At 64.4% G+C, this 18,893-nt stretch carries 18 protein-coding genes; 14 read left to right on the forward strand and 4 right to left on the reverse strand.

The features are described from left to right. Positions 1–25: 25 nt before the first annotated feature. Positions 26–436 (reverse strand): DUF7975 family protein, encoded by a 411-nt coding sequence (locus tag MU558_RS17200; RefSeq protein ID WP_246969781.1) that lies wholly within the window; start codon positions 434–436, stop codon positions 26–28. A 58-nt stretch (positions 437–494) separates the two neighbouring features. On the opposite strand from MU558_RS17200, the gene MU558_RS17205 reads away from it, so the two are divergent. Continuing rightward, on the forward strand, positions 495–1,130 hold the full coding sequence (locus tag MU558_RS17205) for an adenylate kinase (RefSeq protein ID WP_246969784.1): 636 nt from the start codon (positions 495–497) through the stop codon (positions 1,128–1,130). Here the strand turns inward: MU558_RS17205 and MU558_RS17210 are convergent, their stop codons facing one another. Continuing rightward, positions 1,131–2,579, reverse strand: coding sequence for a DUF7289 family protein (locus MU558_RS17210; RefSeq protein ID WP_246969787.1), 1,449 nt, complete (start codon positions 2,577–2,579; stop codon positions 1,131–1,133). A 652-nt stretch (positions 2,580–3,231) separates the two neighbouring features. On the opposite strand from MU558_RS17210, the gene MU558_RS17215 reads away from it, so the two are divergent. From MU558_RS17215 to MU558_RS17275, 13 genes are all read left to right on the forward strand, one after another. After that, positions 3,232–4,179, forward strand: a complete 948-nt coding sequence (locus MU558_RS17215; protein WP_246969789.1) for a DUF106 domain-containing protein — start codon at positions 3,232–3,234, stop codon at positions 4,177–4,179. Positions 4,180–4,230: 51 nt separating this feature from the next. Further along, positions 4,231–4,809 carry a (d)CMP kinase gene (gene cmk, locus MU558_RS17220; protein WP_246969792.1) on the forward strand — a complete coding sequence of 193 codons (579 nt, stop codon included), beginning with the start codon at positions 4,231–4,233 and terminating at the stop codon, positions 4,807–4,809. Further along, positions 4,809–5,714 (forward strand): RNA-guided pseudouridylation complex pseudouridine synthase subunit Cbf5, encoded by a 906-nt coding sequence (locus MU558_RS17225; RefSeq protein WP_246969795.1) that lies wholly within the window; start codon positions 4,809–4,811, stop codon positions 5,712–5,714. Before cmk ends, MU558_RS17225 begins: the two co-directional genes overlap by 1 nt. A 208-nt stretch (positions 5,715–5,922) precedes the next feature. Then, entirely contained in the window at positions 5,923–7,575 is a 1,653-nt protein-coding gene (locus MU558_RS17230) for an AMP-binding protein (RefSeq protein WP_246969798.1), read from the forward strand. A 65-nt stretch (positions 7,576–7,640) separates the two neighbouring features. Continuing rightward, positions 7,641–8,351 carry a helix-turn-helix domain-containing protein gene (locus tag MU558_RS17235; RefSeq protein ID WP_246969801.1) on the forward strand — a complete coding sequence of 237 codons (711 nt, stop codon included), beginning with the start codon at positions 7,641–7,643 and terminating at the stop codon, positions 8,349–8,351. Between the two features lie 159 nt (positions 8,352–8,510). Beyond that, positions 8,511–9,023: a DsrE family protein gene (locus MU558_RS17240; RefSeq protein ID WP_246969804.1), complete on the forward strand. Its 513-nt coding sequence runs from the start codon at positions 8,511–8,513 to the stop codon at positions 9,021–9,023. Positions 9,024–9,285: 262 nt separating this feature from the next. Then, on the forward strand, positions 9,286–10,455 hold the full coding sequence (locus tag MU558_RS17245) for a thiolase domain-containing protein (RefSeq protein ID WP_246969805.1): 1,170 nt from the start codon (positions 9,286–9,288) through the stop codon (positions 10,453–10,455). Between the two features lie 46 nt (positions 10,456–10,501). Further along, positions 10,502–10,861 carry a Zn-ribbon domain-containing OB-fold protein gene (locus MU558_RS17250; protein ID WP_246969808.1) on the forward strand — a complete coding sequence of 120 codons (360 nt, stop codon included), beginning with the start codon at positions 10,502–10,504 and terminating at the stop codon, positions 10,859–10,861. A 90-nt stretch (positions 10,862–10,951) separates the two neighbouring features. Continuing rightward, a complete protein-coding gene (locus tag MU558_RS17255; protein WP_345781504.1) occupies positions 10,952–12,307 on the forward strand; it encodes an ABC transporter substrate-binding protein in 1,356 nt (451 codons plus the stop codon). Continuing rightward, positions 12,294–13,112 carry an ABC transporter ATP-binding protein gene (locus MU558_RS17260; RefSeq protein WP_246969814.1) on the forward strand — a complete coding sequence of 273 codons (819 nt, stop codon included), beginning with the start codon at positions 12,294–12,296 and terminating at the stop codon, positions 13,110–13,112. Before MU558_RS17255 ends, MU558_RS17260 begins: the two co-directional genes overlap by 14 nt. 64 nt (positions 13,113–13,176) lie before the next feature. After that, on the forward strand, positions 13,177–13,875 hold the full coding sequence (locus MU558_RS17265; protein ID WP_246969817.1) for an ABC transporter ATP-binding protein: 699 nt from the start codon (positions 13,177–13,179) through the stop codon (positions 13,873–13,875). Continuing rightward, positions 13,872–14,912 carry a branched-chain amino acid ABC transporter permease gene (locus tag MU558_RS17270; RefSeq protein WP_246969819.1) on the forward strand — a complete coding sequence of 347 codons (1,041 nt, stop codon included), beginning with the start codon at positions 13,872–13,874 and terminating at the stop codon, positions 14,910–14,912. The genes MU558_RS17265 and MU558_RS17270 overlap by 4 nt, the downstream gene beginning before the upstream one ends. 172 nt (positions 14,913–15,084) lie before the next feature. After that, positions 15,085–16,269, forward strand: coding sequence for a branched-chain amino acid ABC transporter permease (locus MU558_RS17275; protein WP_377071385.1), 1,185 nt, complete (start codon positions 15,085–15,087; stop codon positions 16,267–16,269). Positions 16,270–16,505: 236 nt separating this feature from the next. On the opposite strand, the gene MU558_RS17280 is transcribed toward MU558_RS17275, so the two are convergent. Both MU558_RS17280 and MU558_RS17285 read right to left on the reverse strand, forming a co-directional pair. Then, positions 16,506–17,837 carry a metallophosphoesterase gene (locus tag MU558_RS17280; RefSeq protein ID WP_246969825.1) on the reverse strand — a complete coding sequence of 444 codons (1,332 nt, stop codon included), beginning with the start codon at positions 17,835–17,837 and terminating at the stop codon, positions 16,506–16,508. A gap of 451 nt (positions 17,838–18,288) precedes the next feature. Continuing rightward, complete coding sequence (locus MU558_RS17285; protein WP_246969828.1) at positions 18,289–18,807, reverse strand: pyridoxamine 5'-phosphate oxidase family protein; 519 nt, start codon at positions 18,805–18,807, stop codon at positions 18,289–18,291. Positions 18,808–18,893: the final 86 nt, after the last annotated feature.

Genomic DNA, 18,893 nt, shown 5'->3' on the forward strand with positions numbered 1-18,893 from the left:
GACAGGCGCACGGATCGCGACCGAATCACACGGCGACGACCCACGCCCGAAACTCCTCCGGGAGTCCGTAGACCTCTCGAAACGCCGCGTCCAGAAACTGGGCGATGCGGTTCGGATCGGCCTTCGCGCTCACGCGCACGTTGACACCGTCAGCGTCCTCGGGACGGGTGATGTCGTCGATCTTGAACGCGGGAAACTCCGAGAGCAGCGCCTTCAGCGCCTCGAGTTCCTCGTCCGTACAGTCGAGGTTGACGATGCCATCGGCAAACTGCATCCAGGGGACGCCGAGGTCGGGATCGGGGGCGTCGTCGTCCTCGAGTCCCGTCTCGTCGACTTCGATCGTCAGGAAGGGGCTCGCGCGTTTGCGGTGGGCCGTGATGGCGTCGACGAACAGCTTTCGTCGGTCGGCGGGATCGGCAGCGTCGAAGCGAGTCATGGTGGTGGATTGTGCGCGATTCTTTAAGCATTTATGTACTGCTACTGAACGGGCACCTATGGCACAGCCACGAATCCTGATCCTGGGTGCACCGGGTGCTGGCAAGGGGACACAGAGCGCGAACATCGTCGAGGAGTTCGACGTCGAGCACGTCACGACCGGCGACGCGCTCCGGGCGAACAAGGACATGGACATCTCCGACATGGACACGGAGTACGATACCCCACGCGAGTACATGGATCAGGGCGAACTCGTTCCCGACGAGGTCGTCAACGCCATCGTCGACGAGGCGCTCACCCAGGCCGACGGCTTCGTCCTCGACGGCTACCCGCGTAACCTGGAACAGGCCGAAGAACTCGAGGAGATGACCGACCTCGACGTCGTCCTCATGCTCGACGTCAGTGAAGAAGAACTCGTCCACCGGCTGACGGGCCGCCGACTCGACCCCGAAACCGGCGAGATCTACCACGTCGAGTACAACCCGCCGGAAGACGAGGAAGTCGAAGAACGCCTCGTCCAGCGCGACGACGACGACGAGGAGACCGTCCGCGAACGACTGCGCGTCTACCACGAGAACACCGAACCCGTCGTCGAGTACTACGAAGAAGAGGGCACCCTCGAGCGCGTCGACGGCGAGCAGACACCGGACGATGTCTGGGAGGACGTGAAAGCGACGATCGAAGACGCGGCGTAATCAGCTGTTTTTCACGTCGACTTCGTGTTTGGCGACGTTGAGGTAGGTCAACTGAGGCGGGAGTGCGTACCCCTCTGGATAGAGATCAACTTCGCTGTCCCGAAGATTCTCGTCGTATTCGAAGTCCATAGCACTCGCGTGGGCCTGTACCGACGAGGCGATGATCGAGCCGTAGAAATCCGGATTCGAGTGGAGGCAGACCTGATAGCTGCAACTATTCCGCTTCTCCCAGTTGTCTTTATCACTTGCGGCGTAGAGCAGCCCCTCATACCGGGACTTGCCACCGGGACCGAAATCGACCTGCATCTCTGAGGTCCCGTAGAGTTGTATCACTTTTCCGCTGACGTCCTTCCCGCACGGCTTGACACAGACGTCGCCAGTGTTACTAGCGTCGTAATCCCCCGTCGCGTAGATTTTGAGCGTGTTGTTATCTTCGTAATCCGAAATTGTTATCGTCGAGCCATCTGCTATTATATCCCCATCGACGATGAGCGTCGCATTTCCTTCCGAGAGGTTGAACTCGAGATGTCCCCCATCGATCTTGTCGGCGATGTGGGTACCATTTGAGAGGCTTTCGTACCCATCGACTGTTCCGAGGTCTCTGTCGACGTCGAGATCACCGCTTTCTGTACTATTGACAATGTCGTAAATCACTGGGTCGAGAGGCTGGAACGAGCCCTGTTCTGCTTCGTCGATATTATCGTGCTTGTCGTTAAGATCGTCCGAATACGTCACGCCAGAACCAAACGTCTCTTCGAGTTTTCGGTAACCGAGTTCAGCCGTCACCGTCTGGTTCTCGTGATCGACGTCCCGAATAACCGGCTCGCCCGCCTGTCGTTCGAAGTACGCCTCCCAGCCACGGTAGTACTTGCTCGTGACCGTAATACGGACCGAATCGTTTTCGACGATGCTGGCGTTCCTGACGGGATCGGTGAACTCGTGACTGATCGTGACGTCACCGGCGTTGAGTTCGGTTTCACCGCTCACCGTGACGACCGGAAACGAGAGACTCTCCGCGTCTGCGTCGTAGTGTATCGGCGGTGCCGACACGATTCGAGTCTGGTTACCGGTTTCGCGGAAGACGGCACCGGCCTGGTAGGCGAGTCTGGTTCCGTCGTCGGCTTCGTACTCGATGGATCCGATCGAGAGAGTCTCGTTCACGTCACCGCCTTCGATGCGGATATTTCCCGTATCTTTCTTGACGATCGCCCCCCTCTGGTCCACCGAGAGATCGATCGACTGTGACGCGTCGCTACTCGTCGACGTCGTCGCCATCCGCTGGCTCAACTCGACGAACGCCTGCTCGACGCGTTCGTTTTCGGTCTGCTGCTGGACGCCGGACGTCGCCTGTCCCGCATAGACCATCAACCCGACGGAGCCGATGGCCACGATCCCGACGAGTAAGACGACTCCGAGAACGGCAGTCTGCCCTCGAGATGACTGGTCCATTACCAATCACCACCGCCACTCCTCGCGCTCATATTTCTAGATTCGTGAATAACAGTGCATATAAACAATTCGGTCATCCAGACCGTTCAGGACCGTTCATGTGGGCCACGAAACGCCAAAATCCGAAGTGTAATCTATCATACTATATCCCTGTGACTGGCGTATCGATGACCTAAGAGCGAACGAGGGCGAGTTCGATTTTCGACCGCCGCTTCGATGTCGTCGATCGACGAAAAACCAGCGAACGTGTTCTTCTAACGACTGCTGTGAATCCACCGATACACCCGCGATCCACCCTGGGGATACATCGGGAATAGTCACGACATTCCGAGAAGGACGATCCCCAGTATCGGGGAGGCCCCACGATCTTCCGGCTGGCGACCTCGAGAGTTCCCGGATTTTTGGGCCATGTACTGTTGGTCATTTTGTAATTCGTATCATAAAAATATATCGTAGTATAGAACATGCAATCTAACTAATTCAATATAGTTATATTATCCGCTGCCACCAGGAAGAAAGCGTGACGGCAGGGAAAACGTTCGTTTGATTTATCAGTGTTCACGGAAGACGTCGAATCCGATTCGGCTGGGTGGGGACGGCACGCCCACCGAAGATAAACACTTGTATACCGGACGTGACCTAGCACGACTAGATGACGCGCACAGCGGAGAAGATCGACGCCCTCGTCCGCGAGGATTCCTCGATGGCGGACGCCCTGGAAGCCGTTCGCGAGGAGGCCGACGAAAACGGCGGTGAGATCCAGTGGGCGGACGTCAGCGACGAGCTCTCGAGTGGACAGTGGGGTCGGCTGATCGAGAAGGGTGTGCTGGTCGACGGCGAGGACGGCTTCGTCATCGCCGATCGCGAGGCGTTCGACGAGGCGCTCGACGGCGACGGCACGAGTGCGTCGGCCGACGTCGACATCGACGAGGAGGCCGCACAGTGGACCCAGTGGGACAAGATGGCGGGTGCCGGTGCCGTCCTGTTGATGGTCGGCTACTGGTCGGATTCGGTCCGTAATACGGTCGGGAGTACGCTCGACCTCGTGCTCGGCCCGCTCGATGCAGCGTTGCCGTTTTACGCGGTGATCCTCTCGGCTGCACTGCTCACTGGTCTTTACTCGACGTTGCTGCAGGCGAACCTGATGAACAGCGATCGCATCGCCAAGTACCAGGAACGGATGCAGGCGATGCAGGAGAAACGCAAGGACGTCCAGGAACGCAAGAAAGAGGCCGAAGAACGCGGTGCGAGCGAGGCCGAACTCGAGCGGCTGGAAAACGAGATGCAACGCGTCCAGGAAGAGCAGATGGAGGCGATGGCCGACAACCTCGGCATGTTCAAAGAGCAGTTCCGGCCGATGGTCTGGATCATGCTGCTTACCATTCCGATCTTCCTGTGGATGTACTGGAAGATCCGCGACGGCCACATCGACGGGAGCGAGATGGAGGTCGTCCTTCCGATGGTCGGCGCCAAACAGTGGACCAGCGGTGTGCTCGGTCCGATGCAGGCCTGGATCGTCTGGTACTTCCTCTGCTCGATGGGCTTCACCCAGTTGCTTCGCAAGTCACTGAACATCGACATGACGCCGTCGACGAGCTGACGACCTCGAGCGATTCAAAACCCATTTTACCGGCCACGTCGGAGGTCGGATATGTTACTCACCGTTTCGGGCCCGCCAGGGAGCGGGAAGAGCACGACTGCGGAGTTGCTCGCCGAGGCGTTCGATCTCGAGCACGTAAGCGGCGGCGACATCTTCCGCCAGCTCGCCGACGAGCGCGGCTACACCCCACTCGAGTTCAACAAACTGGCAGAGGAAAACGAGGATATCGACCGGGACCTGGACCGCCGATTGCGCGAGATCGCGATCGAACGAGACGATCTGGTTCTCGAATCGCGACTTGCGGGCTGGCTGGCCGGCGAACATGCCGACTTCCGGTTCTGGCTCGACGCACCGGCGGCCGTCCGCGGCGAGCGCATCGCCGAACGGGAGGGGAAAGATCCCGACCGTGCGACGGAGGAGACGCGGGCTCGAGAGGCGAGCGAGGCGAAGCGCTACGAGGAGTACTACGGGATCGACATCCGGGACCTGACGATCTATGATCTCTCGGTGAACACGGCTCGCTGGGAGCCCGACGCCGTCCTCGACATGCTCGTCACGGCCGTCGAGGAGTACGATCCGGCTGGCGACGAAGGAAAGACCCCAGTTACCGACGTCGAGTACGACTTCTGATGGTGCTGCGTGGTCCACCCGAGGAACGATCGCCCGAGGCTCTCCTCGAGTTCGGCGTCGTCAACCTCGACAAACCGCCGGGGCCGTCCTCACACCAGGTCAGCGGCTGGCTCCGCGACGCGGTCGCAGAGACGCTCGAGGCGGCGGACGCGGACGTGACCGTCGAGAAGGCGGCCCACGCGGGGACGCTCGATCCGAAGGTGACCGGCTGTCTGCCGGTCATGCTCGGGACGGCGACCCGTCTCGCACCTGCCTTCCTCGAGGGCGAGAAGGAGTACGTGGCCGTCCTCGAGTGTCACGCGCCCGTCCCGGCCGACGTCGAGTCGGTCGTCGCGGAGTTCGAGGGGCCGATCTACCAGAAACCGCCGCGAAAGAGCGCCGTCGCCCGGCGGCTTCGCGTCCGGGAGGTGTACGACCTCGAGGTGCTCGAGACCGACGACCGACGGGTGCTCTTGCGGATTCGCTGTGAGAGTGGCACCTACGTCCGAAAGCTCTGTCACGACCTCGGACTGGCGCTTGGCACGGGCGCGCACATGGGTGATCTGCGGCGGACGGCGACCGAGCCGTTCGACGACCGCACGCTGCACTCGGCTCACGACTTCCTCGACGCGCTCGCGTTCTGGCTCGAGGACGACGACCCCGACCCGCTCTACGAGGTGGTCGAACCCGGCGAGCGCATCCTCGAGGGCCTGCCGGGCGTGACGATCGCCGAGAGTGCTGCTGAACAGGTCGCCGAGGGCGCGCCGGTGTACGCGCCGGGCGTCCTCGAGGTGGACGACGCCGATCGGGACGACCTCGTGGCCTGTTACACATCGAACGGCGCGGCGGTCTGTCTGGGTCGACTGGTCGGCGATCCGGATGCCGAGGAGGGGACTGTCGTCGACCTCGAGCGCGTGCTGGTCTAGTGCGTCGGCGTCGCCTTTTCGGTCAGTATTCGTCTTTGGTACGCACGCGGGTTGATATACGAACGACGGGGTACTTCGTCGCACGCGACCATGTGTGTGATATGGCAACAGTAGTCGACGATTTGGTCGATCGAAGAGCGACTCGAGCGGGTGTCGCGTTCGATCGCCTCGTTGCGACTCGTCCGGGCCGCCGGCTCGCGAGGGAGGCATGAACTGGGGCGATCGCCCCTACGAGTGGGTCGGCGACTGGAGCGGTCGGCGGGCGTCGCTCTCGCCCGACCGAACCGCCATCGTCGACGAGACGAGCGGACAGGCGTACACGTACGACGTCCTCGATCGACGAGCGAACCAAACGAGTCGGCTGCTCGAGGCCTACAGCGTCGACGCCGGCGAGCGGGTCGCGGTCGTCTCGCGGAACCGGATCGAGGTCTTCGACCTCTTTTTCGCGACGGGGAAGACGGGCAGCGTCCTCGCGCCACTCTCCTACCGGCTTGCACCGCCGGAACTCGCGACGCTGCTCGAACTCGTCGCGCCCCGACTGCTGGTCATCGAGTCGCCGTTCGTCGAACGGGTCGAACACGCGCTGGCGCGCGCCGACATCGACCCCGCGGTGCTCGAGTTGACGACATCCGAGCCCGCCGGCGGGTGGGGGCAGTTCGGCGACGCCGTTCCCGACGACGATTCGCCGGTCCCGTCGCGACGGCGATCGCTCGAGGACCCCCACCTCCTGTTGCACACCGGTGGGTCGACGGGGACGCCGAAGGAGACGACAGTGACCCACGGCGCGATCTACTGGAACTCGTTCAACACAATCACTGCCTGGGGTCTCCGGCCGGACGACGTCGTGCCGATGGTGTTCCCGGCGTTTCACACCGGCGGCTGGAACGTACTGTCGATCCCGATCTTCCACATGGGTGGGACAGTGCTCGTCGACCGCGAGGTCGACCCCGGGCGGCTCCTCGAGCAGATCGAGCACCGCGAGGCAACCGTCCTCGTCGCGGTGCCGGCGGTCCTTCGGTCGATGGCCAGACACGAGGTCTGGGAAGCGACCGACCTCTCGACGCTACGGTTCGTGAAAAGCGGCGGCGGCCCCTGCCGGGAGGCGATCGTTCGCGCCTGGCGCGAGCGCGGCGTCGACGTCTCCCAGGGGTACGGCCTCACGGAGTGTGGGCCGAACAACTTCGCGATGCCCGACGACTGGGCACCGGAGAAAGTCGCGAGCGTCGGGAAGCCAGTCCTCCACACGGACGTTCGCGTCGTCGACGACGACGGCACGCCACTCGAGAACGACGAGGTCGGCGAACTCGAACTGGCCGGTCCTCACGCGGCACCCGAGTACTGGCGGAATCCGGAGGCGTCCGCGGAGACGTTCGGAGCTCGCCGCGGCGACGACGCGAGCGCGAACGAGAAAGCGCCCGTCGACGGGTGGGTCTCGACGGGCGACCTCGCCCGCACCGACGAGGACGGGTTCGTCCATATCGAGGGCCGGAAGAAGAACATGTTCGTCAGCGGTGGCGAGAACGTCTATCCGCCGGAGGTCGAGGACGTGATCGCCGATCACCCGGCCGTCTCGGAGGTCGTCGTGATCGGCGTGCCTGACGAGCAGTGGGGGACGGTCGGCAAGGCGGTGGTCGAACGTGCAGAACCGCGGGCAGGGAACGACCAGCGAGGGTTCGATTCCACGACCGCTAACGACGGACGGCCGTTCACGATCGAGGAACTCGAGGCGTTTCTCGACGGCCGCCTCGCCCGGTTCAAGATCCCGAAGTACCTGACGTTCGTCGACGATCTGCCGACGAGCGGTCCGTCGAAGGTCGATCGTGCCGCGGTCGCCGACCGGTTCGGAGCCGATCCGCCATGAGTCCACCACCGACGTTCACGAATGCTCGAGAAAGAACTATCAGGGAGTAATCACAATCCGTTGTTATGTTAGATGTTACCATCGACATGGAACAGTACGACTGTCCGTTCATCGACACGACGGACGACCACGACGTGTCCTTCACGGCCGTCCAGTGGGAGTTCGACGGCGAGCGGCGCGAACTCGAGACGAGGATGATGATCGACGGACCCGACCGGAGCGTTCTGGAGTCGGGGCTGTCGGCGCTCCAGTCACACCCCAACATGCGCGAGTGTCGTCTATTCAAGAAACACGAGGGGACGGCACTCGTCCGAACCGTCATCGACGAGACCGACGCGATGCGGGTGATTCGTGCCAACGACGGCTACATCACCGGCCCGTTCCGGATCGCAGACGGGAGCGAACGCTGGGAGGTCGGCTTCGACGACGCCGACGTCGCCGACGACGCGCTGGCCGACCTCGAGCGAAACAACGAGTTCGACGTCGAGTCCCAGGACGTCCTCGAGGTCGACGAACTGTACGACTTGCTCGAGAACGCCGACGCCGCCAACGAACTCATCGAGGGCTGTCGGGCGCTCTCGTCGGTCGAACGCGAGACGCTCGTCGTCGCCGCCCGGAAGGGGTACTTCGACCAGCCCCGGGGCGCGACGTTGCAGATGCTCGCAAACGAGTTCGACGTCTCGGACACGGCGGTCTCGAAGAACGTTCGGCGCGCCGAACGGAAGATTCTCCGGCGCGTCGTCGACGCCCTCGAGTCGCTCGACGGCGTGGAGTAGTCCTCGAGTTACGCGACGAGAGAGGGTGGCAGTCTCGAGCGACGGATGCGCGTTCGTACTCGCGGTGCTGGTCAGTTCCGTCACCACCACGGGTGACGTCCGATCGTCGTCGGGTTTATGGAGATAATAAGAATTGACGCCCCGGCTGTCCGTTCGGGTATGAATCGGAGACACTACCTCGCGGGAACGGGGTCGCTGGTCGCAGCCGGCACCGCCGGCGGCTACCTGACCGGTCGCACGCACCGAGACGACGCCGAAGAGCCCGACGAGCAGGCTGACGACGAGCAGACGGATAACGACCAGACGGGCGACGGGCAGGTACCGCCCGTCCGAACGCTCTTGCACCTCTCGAGTGGCGACGCGTCGGACCAGGGGACGGCACTGCGGAACGCGCAGAACCTTTTGGCGGACTCGACGGTCGACAACGAGGTGGTTCGATTCGTCGCCAACTCGAGGGGAATCTTCGTCTACGTCGACGGGGAGTCCCAGCACGCCGACCTCGTTCGATCCCTCTCGGAGTCGGGCGTCGAGTTCGTGGCGTGTGAAAACTCCATGGCGGGACTCGGCGTCTCGGAGTCCGACCTCCTTCCCGGCGTCGGTACGGTCCCCTCCGCGGTCGGCGACCTCGCCAAGCGCCAGGCGGAGGGGTACGGCTACATACGGGTCCCCTGATACTGCCGGACAACAGTCAATGAACACTCGATCGCGTCTCACGTCCCGTCGCCGCTGGCGACGGCCGTTCGAGTGCGATCGACGTGTGAATCGTTTTGTCCAGTAGTATGAGCGCTCCGTTTCCGTCCGGACCCGCAGCCGATCACGTCTCGGGGAGGGTGGTGTGAACGTGGGCGATAGTCGGTACACCCGCCGTTTCATCGCCGTCCCCGTTTGTTACTGTTCCACACCATTTTTCACCTCGTATCGTTTCACTGCATGCATGACAGACGCACAGATCGTCGGCGTCGGCATGACCGACTTCGGCGTTCACGAGCGACCGTTACCCGAACTCTTCGCGGACGCGGCGTTCGAGGCGTTCGACGATGCGGGCGTCGACGGCCCCGACGTCGACGCGTTCTACTTCGGGAACGCGATGGGCGGACAGACCGAAGACGACACCCACCTCGCGCCGACGCTCGCGAGCCACGTCGGCATGGCGGGCATCCCGTGTCAGCGCTACGAGGACGCCTGTGCGACCTCCTCGAACGCGTTCAAGCACGCGGTTCGAGCGGTCGAGGCCGGCCAGCACGACGTCGTCCTCGTCGGCGGCGTCGAGCGGTGTACGCCCGCGACGGGTCTCGAGACGCCGGCGATGACGAGCGTCTTCGCGACCGCGGCCCACCGCCAGTACGAACAGCCGACCGGGCTGACCTTCCCCGGCGTCTTCGCGCTGCTGACGAAACGCCACATGCACGACCACGGGACGACCGAGGAGGACCTCGCTGCCGTCGCCGTGAAGAACCACCGCCACGGGACGATGAACCCCCGCGCCCAGTTCGGCAAGGAGACGACGGTCGAGGAGGTCCTCGAGGGGCCGATCGTCGCCGATCCGTTTCACCTGATGGACTGCTGTCCGTTCTCCGACGGCGCGGCGGCGGCCGTCGTCACCAGCGAGGAGGCCGCCGCGTCGCTGTCGGGGACTCCGGTTGGGGTCGCGGGCGTCGGCCACGCCACCGACGTCGTCCCCATCGCGGACAAGGCAGAACTCACCGCGACGCAGTCGGCGCGCGACGCCGCCGCCCAGGCGTACGCGGAGGCCGGAATCACGGCCGACGACGTCGACGTCGTCGAACTCCACGACTGCTTTACGGGCGCGGAGGTGCTCGCCGTCGAGGCGCTGGGACTGGTCGACGACGGCGAAGGCGGCACCGCCGCGGCGGAGGGCTGGACGGCACTCGGCGGCGAGATTCCGGTCAACCCAAGCGGCGGCCTGAAGGCGAAGGGCCACCCCATCGGGGCGACGGGCGTCGCCCAGCTGGTCGAACTCACCGAACAGCTCCGCGGCGAGGCAGGCGACCGGCAGGTAGACGACGCGACGCACGCGCTCGCGCACAACCTGGGTGGCGACGCCGCGACGACGGTCGTCTCGGTTCTGGAGGTGATCGCATGAGCCGTGCGAATGCGATGACGCCAGTGCTTGCTCTGGAGGTGATCGCATGAGCGACGACCGCCTGACCCACGACGAGTGGGCGAGGGCTTTACACGACGGCGACCTCCTCGGCCAGCAGTGTGACGAGTGCGGTGCCGTGGTCGGCTCGCCGAAGGCGGCCTGTGTCGAGTGTGGCGCTCGAGCCCTCGAGACGGTCTCGCTGGCGACGACGGGAACGGTCTACACCGAGACGACGATCGGCGTCGCCCCCACGGGATTCGACGGCCCCTATCGCGTCGCGGTCGTCGACCTCGGCGAGGCGCGCGTGCTCGCCCGCCTCGAGGGCGACGCGGCGATCGGCGACGCGGTCGAACTCGCCGGCGTCGTCGAGACCGACGACGGCAACCCGGCACCGCTGTTCTCGTAGCTCGAGTGGCTGCCCAGCCGCGGCCGTTCGCGGAGGTTCGGATATCAACCCGTTCTGCTTTGGAGATATAGTGACAACAGTACAGTTATTATGGGAGATAATACCTCTCGCAGGTCGGTGTTGCGGCGAACGGGTGCGCTCGCGCTCGCGGGATCGGTCGGCGTCGCCGGCTGTCTGGGCGACGACAGCGGCGGTGGCGGAGACGAGACGCTCCGGATCGGCGCGATCCAGCCGCTGTCGGGCGCGCTCGAGTACTACGGTCGGATCAGCTTGATGGGGTTTTACTCGGGGCTGGCGTACAAACACGACGTCGACCCGCTCGAGGCGTTCACGTCCGGGACGTACACGATCGAACCCGACGACGGCCCGACGTACGAACTCTACCTGGAGGATACGGGATTCGACGTCGAAACGGCCGAGAACGTCGCGACGAATCTCGTCGCCGACGAGGACGTGGACCTGCTGTTCGGGGCGTCGTCGTCGGACGCGGCGCGGCGGATCATCCCGAACGTCGTCGACGAGGCGAACGTTCCATACCTCATCGGACCGGCGGCCGACGGCGACATCACGGCCTCGAGCGAGCACTGTCACGACCTCGCCTTCCGGGCAAGCGAACACACCGCGATGGACGCTCGCGCCGGCGGTCGGTACGTCGCCCAGCAGGGCGACGTCTCGACGGTCGCGATCTTCGCTGTCGACGGCGCGTTCGGCCGCGGCGTCGCGAACAACTATCGGGAAGTCCTCGAGAACGAGGGGATCGAGGTCCTCGAGCCACGGTACGTCGAACAGGGATACAGCGAATTCGGCGGGCTGTTCGACGAGGCGGTCGCCGACGGTGCAGACGGCGTCGTCGGCGGCTTTACGTTCCTGACGTTGCCGAACTTCCTCGAGACGGGGATGGACTACGACGTCCAGATCTTCGGGGGATTCGCCGAACTCGTCACGACTCAGGAGGTAAGCAGCGCGGTCGAGAACGTCTTCGACGGCGAGGAGTTCACCGGCGAAGACATCCAGGAGGTCGGCCTCGGGCCGTTCACGACGCGATACCACTGGAACCAGTACGACAACGAAATCAACGACGAGTTCGTCGACCTCCACGTCGAGGCCTACGACGTGGTCCCCGACCTGTTCAGTGCGGGAACGTTCGTCGCCGCGTCGGCGCTCTCGCAGGCGATCGACGAGGCCGGTTCGACCGACGGCGAGGAGATCGCCGACGCCATGCGCGGGATGACCGTCACCGACACGCCGAAAGGCGAAGACGGCTACACGTTCCAGGAGCACAACAATCAGGCCGCCTCGGCGATGACCGTCGCGTGGCCGGTTCCTACCAGCGAGGAGTACCAGGACACCTGGGATGCGTCGATCATGCCCGGCGAACCGATCGAGACGCTCGAGTCGGACGAAGTGATGGTTCCGGCCGAGGAGGCGAGCTGTGACCTCAGCTGAGCCGCTGCTCGCGACGTCCGGGCTCACCCGGGAGTTCGGCGGGATCACCGCCGTCGACGACGTCGACTTCGCGCTTGCAGACGGCGAGCTCTGTTCAGTCATCGGACCGAACGGGGCCGGAAAGACGACGTTTTTCAACCTGCTGACCGGCGTCCTCGAGCCGACGCGTGGCACCGTCGAGTTCTCGCCGTCCGATCGCGACGGTCGGGTCGACGTCACCGACGCCTCGCCTCACGAGACGGCGCTGCTGGGTCTCCACCGGTCGTACCAGATCACGAACGTCTTCCCGACCGTCTCGGTCCTCGAGAACGTCCGCATCGCCGTCCAGGCTCACCGCGGTAACGACACGTGGCGGTTCTGGCGGAACGTCCACGCGTTCGACGATCACTTCGTCGAGGCCGAACGTATCCTCGAGCGGATCGGCCTCGCTGAATCGGCCGATCGGCCCGCCGAGACCCTGAGCCACGGAGAGAAACGCAGCCTCGAGATCGGCATCGCGCTCGCTGGCGATCCCGACCTGCTGTTGCTCGACGAGCCCACGGCAGGCGTCTCGAGCGAGGACGTGGCCCAGGTGACGGCCCTCATCGAGGACGTCGCCGCCGACCACGCGATCATGCTGATCGAACACAACATGGACGTCGTCATGGGGATCAGCGACCGCGTCGTCGTTCTCGACCGGGGCGAACTGATCGCCGACAGCGATCCCGCGACGGTCCGCGAGAGCGAGGCCGTCCAGCGTGCGTACCTCGGCGGCTACGAGGACGACGGGGCTAGCGACGCGGGAGCGGGGGTGACCGCCGGATGAGGACGACGATCGACGATGCGAGGACGAGCGTGCGAACGCGAGTGCGAGCGGAGGTGGACGATCCGTGACGCTGCTCGAACTCGAGGGCGTCCACACCTACTACGACGAGAGTCACGTCCTGCAGGGAGTCGACCTCGCAGTCGAGGAGGGCGAGATCGTCGCACTCGTCGGTCGCAACGGCGTCGGCAAGACGACGACGCTGCGGTCGATCCTGCAGTTGACGCCGCCGCGGGAGGGCGTCGTTCGCTTCCGCGGCGAGGACGTCATCGGCGAACACACCCACGAGGTCGCCGACCGCGGCGTCGGCTGGGTACCAGAAGAGCGACGGACGTTCGGCTACCTCACCGTCGAGGAGAACGTCCGCGTCGCCGTCCGGCCCGACCAGGACTTCGACGCGCTCCGGGAGTACGTCTTCGAACTCTTTCCCGCCCTCGAGCGCTTTCGCGAGAAAGAGGCGCGGAACTTGAGCGGCGGCCAGCAGCAGATGCTCGCGATCGCCCGCGGCATGGTCGGCGACAACGACCTCCTGCTCGTCGACGAACCCAGCGAGGGGCTGGCACCGATGATCGTCGACCAGGTCGTCGAGGCGCTGCGCGAGGCGTCGGCAGAGACCACGATGATCCTCGTCGAGCAGAACTTCCCGCTGGCGATGGACCTCGCGGATCGCTTCTATCTGCTCGATCACGGGACGGTCGTCGAGTCGGGGTCGACAGCGGACGTAAGCGCCGACGACGAACGCATCCGGAGGTATCTGTCGGCATGACGGGTGACGTCGTCGCGCTGGCGGCCGCCGTCCCCGACGTGGCGTTGCTAACCGACGCCCTCGGACGGTTCTTCCAGCCGAGTACGTTCGCCCGACTCGTCGTCGAGGGACTCGGCAAGGCCGCCGTGTACTTTATCATCGCCGTCGGCCTGACGCTCGTGTTCGGGCTGATGGGCGTGCTCAACTTCGCCCACGGCGCGTTCGCGATGCTCGGTTCCTACCTCGGCGGCATCCTCGTGGTCCTCGCGCTGGCCGGCGGTGCCGGCCCGATCACGTCGATCGCCTTCTTCGTCGTCGTCGCGGCGGTCGTCTTCGCCGTCATGACCGTCGTCGGTGGCGCACTCGAGGTGACGCTCGTGCGTCCGATCTACGACCGGACGCCGACCTACCAGATCCTGATGACGTTCGGTATCGGACTGATCCTGGAGGAAGGAACGCGAATCGCCGCCACGCTTCGGGGCGTCCAGCCCGAGCCGCCGTGGCTGAAAGCGCGAGGAACGCTCCCGGGATTCCTGGAGACCCAGTACGACGTCCTCGGCGCGAACGTCAGGGGGTTCTACGTCTTCGAGATCGTCCTCGGCGTCCTGGTCGCGGTCGCAGTCTGGCTCTTTCTCACGCGGACGCTCTACGGGCTGTACATCCGCGCGGGCAGCGAGGACTCGGAGATGGTCGAGGCACTCGGTATCGACGTTCGGAAGGCGTTCACCGTCGTCTTCGGGCTCGGCACTGGGCTCGCGGCCGTCGGCGGCGTCTTGCTCATGTGGGACCCGCTGTGGGGAGCGAGCGTGCTCTTGAACATCGACGTGTTGCTCTACGCTTTCGTCGTCGTCATCATCGGTGGTCTCGGCTCGTTCAAGGGAACGCTCGTGGCTGCCGTCGTCGTCGGTGTCGCCGACTCGTTTACCACGTGGCTGTTCAACACCGGTATCGTCACCTTCTCCGGCCTGCCCGAAGTGACGGTCTTCCTCCTGCTCGTGGTCGTGCTGATCGTCCGTCCGCAGGGACTGTACGGCGTCGAGGAGGTGGGCGGCCATTAGCTCGAGTCGCGACGGGACGGGAACGCCCGGGGAAACCGACGGCGGCACCGACGCGGTGGCCGACTCGAGCGAGCGGCCGCTCGAGGTCGAGGAGACCGACCAGAGCGACCGGACGCGAACCGACGAGGGCTGGCTCTACGACTACGCCCGCGACCACGTCGCCCACGGCCTCGTGATCGTCGCCTTCCTCGTCTATCCCGTCGTCTACGACCTCCTGGGTCGATCGCCGCTCGCCTCGGAGGCCGCGGCGTTCCTGCCCGGACTGACGTTTATGATCGCGGTCCTGTACCTCGGTCTGTTCGCGATGAGCTTCGACTTCGTCAGCGGCTACACCGGTTATCTCTCGTTCGGCCACGCCGCCTTCTACGGGACGGGCGCGTACGCCGTCGTGCTCGCGACGAACGGCAAGATTCCGGGCGTCCCCGCCGACATGCCGTTCGTCCTCACGATGCTGCTCGGTGCGGTCCTCGCGGGCGTCCTCGCACTCGCCATGGGTGCCGTCTCGTTCCGGCTGACCGGCGTCTACTTCGCGATGATCACGCTCGGGTTCGCGCAGGTGCTGTACGAACTCGTGCGCAACTGGGGGTACGTCAGCCCGAACCCGAGCGAGGGCGCGACCGTCGACGGCGGGGCCCTCGAGATCGGCGTCCCCTACGTCGACTCGCTCGGCCTCGCGGTCGGTCGTCTCACCGGCGACAGCTTCGAGAACGTTCTCGGGACCGGTTTCGACGTCTCCGCGACGATGACCTCCTACTACGCGCTCGCGCTCGTGGTCGTCGTCTGTTACTTCGCGATGCAGCGGATCATCCACTCGCCGTTCGGCAAGGCGATGATCGCCGTCCGAGAGAACGAAGAACGCGCCGAAGCCGTCGGCTACGACGTCTTCCGGATCAAGATGGGTGCGTTCGCCATGAGCGCCTTCTTCGCCGGCATCGCGGGAGCGCTGTTCGCCGGCTACTCGCGCTCGGTCTCCCCCGAGAGCACGTACTTCTTCCTCGTGACGGCGGACGCCCTGATCGTCACGATCGTCGGCGGCATCGGCACTCTCGCCGGACCGCTGTACGGCACCGTCTTCCACGAGTGGCTCGGCGACGTCCTCTCGACGGAAGACGACGGGATCGCGACCTATCTCCGGGAGACGGTTCCCGAAGGCCTGCTGACGACCGACGTCGGCGGCGTCACGTTCGCCGACGTGATCAACTCGGTCGTCGACGGCCGCGCCCCGCTGTACCTCGGAATCGTCTTCGTGCTGTTCGTGCTGTTCGTCCCCAACGGCCTGCTCGGGACCGTCCGGGACCGACTGGGCGGCACCGTCGCCGAGCGCACGGGTGACGTCCTCGAGCGATATCGTCGGTGATCGGGAACTCGAGTTCTCGCGTGTGAGTTTCGTCGCTACTCTTCGACGACTTCGATCTCGTATCCGCGCTCTTCGTCGTCCGTCGTGTCGAAAATTCGGTCGAGCAGGTCGTCGATGACGTTCATATCCGATGGTGATACCGAGCGACAATATATTTTTCCATACAATATATAAGCGTATTGAAAACTATTTTGATAGAATTGCGGCTGGCGAAGAGCCACTCGGCACGGGCGAGGTCACTCGAGTGCGTCGACCGTGGGTCGGTTCACCTCGTCTGCGACGACCGCTCGGTCGGGGAGTTCGGGCGTCGGTTCCCGACCGAGGGTGAGCAGTCGTTCGGTGAGGGTGAGTTCGTCCGCGACCGGACTCGATTTCTCGATCTCTTCGTACTCGACCACGACGCCCTCGTCGTTCGACGCGATGCGGACGACACACAGCTGATACGACGGGTAGTAGACCGGCGGGAGTCGTCCGGCGACGACGTTTCGACGGTGGAGACGCTTCAGCCAGGTGCCCGTGTTGACGAGCAGTCTGTCGTCGACTTCCAGTTCCTTCGGACGGTGCGTGTGTCCGTAGCAAAAGATCGCCGTCTCCGGACGATCGGCAAAGACCTCGCGGGCGGCTTCCCTGTACGGCTCGTCGGGATCGACCGTGAGGTTCGTCTCGCCGATCCCGAACCGATCGATCGTCTCCCTGATGTCGCGGAGGAAAAACGACAGCGGGATCGCGACGAGCACCAACAGCCCGACGATCGCCACGTTGATCGTGAGCAGCAGGTGGACGGCCGCCCCGGCCAGGCCGAACCTGGCGAGGAACGCGTCGGCCGTCTCGACCGGCATCGACCAGATCCCGGCCAGATCGAGCCCCGCGAGAACGGCGAAGACGACGCTGACATTGAATAGAAACAGGAACGGGACCGTTGCGTACCGCAGGAAGGGGTTCATCTCGCGGTAGAAGTACTTCGAGACGAGCCAGTTGGGCATTCGCTCGGTGGGCGTCACCGCCTGTACGTCTTTCAGCCAGTTGTACCGCCCCCGGTCGGACAGCCGGCCCGCTCGACTCGTCACTTCCGTGTTGTAGAAGTACCCAAGCGGCGTCGCGTGTGGATTGCCGAAGTCCTCGATCCGGTTGTTGGGGTCTCGCTGGTGGCCGTGTTCGAACCAGATCGTGCGGTCGCCCACCAGCCGGGTGATCGACTCGGCCTGGACGAGGTCGACGTTGTACTCGGCGAACCGGTCGACGTACTCGTCGTAGGCAGCGAGTTCGTGATCGTGGTTGCCCGGCAGCAACGTGATCGGGATCGACTCGCCCGTCGCACGGAACTGGTCGAACAGCCTCCCGTACTTCTCGACCAGGACGTCGAACTTCTCTAACCCCTCGAGTTCGGTAAACTCCCAGAGGCCGAACGCGTCGCCGTTGATGATCAGTTCCGCGTCTTCGTCGGTCGCTTCCAGCCGCTCGAGAAACTCGAGTAACTCCTCTATGAAGTCGACGCGCTCGAGTTGCTCGTCGCCGCCGATGTGGAGATCGCTGATCACGTAGTAGACCGAATCGTCGGCGCCGGTCATTCACTCAGACGTCCGTGTCCACCACCAAAGGTGTTCCTGGCAGGATGTGGGACGTCTCACTCACGACACGCCGGTCGATCCGGCGCAACCGAGCAGCTCCGTGCGGGCGATTCCGTCACTGCTCGAGCGATCGATCCACCCCTGGCGACCTGATCGGCTTCGACTAACGCGTCGAGACGACGACTGCAGAGTACGAGTTTACCACGACCGACAGTACGAGACGGACGCCGAGTCGGCGGACGCCGCAGCAGCGACGTCGTCGCCAGCGACCATCACGGCCGCAACCTGCGCGCTCGTCACTCGATCTGCGACGCATTCCACTCCACTCGAATTCGTCGGCACTGTCGGTGCGGGTTCCCCGGCGGTACGTTTCGGTGTCTGCTGATCGGTCTGATCTTCCTCGCTCTAGGGACGGTGGTCGACGCAGTATCCGGTTTGCTGGGCGATACCGCTAGACGTTGTCAGTCGGCGTGAACACCTCGTCTTCGAACCCGTTTTTCGGGCGGTGGTCGAGTACGACGTCCTCGTCGCCGCTCGTTCGCTTTCGCCCGCTAACGTCGTCGATCTCGAGTGCGTACCATCTGGTCTTCGGCCCGGTCGACGATCGACGGACGCTCGCGTCCGCATCAGCGGCCTGGCTGAAAAACACCGCGGCGGCTCGCTTCGCGACTGCCTCGTCCGAGAGGGGACGTAGTGAGCCGGTGACGACGGCGCTTTGCCACTGGTCGTCCTCGTCGAAGTCGTAGCTCGTGATGGTGACGGCCTGGCTCGCCTCGACGAACGCCTGCTTTCGGGAGTCATCCGCCATCGCGAGGTGGACGATATAGCGCGACTGCTCGGCGTCGTAGGCGACCGAAATCGGGAAACCGTAGCCATCGTTCTCTCTGGCCAGCGAGAGGACGCCGTGGCCCTGTCTGGCGAGGAAGTTGACCGCCTCCGTCTTCGAGATAGACCCCGCGATACCTGACATCCCCCGGGCGTACATCGTGCATCGTCATCAATATGTCGGACACCCAACTTGTGTGCGTTCGGCCCGGCTCGCCGTGGAGGTCCACG

The organism is Natribaculum luteum (assembly GCF_023008545.1).
In the GTDB taxonomy this organism is placed as follows: Archaea; Halobacteriota; Halobacteria; order Halobacteriales; family Natrialbaceae; genus Natribaculum; species Natribaculum luteum.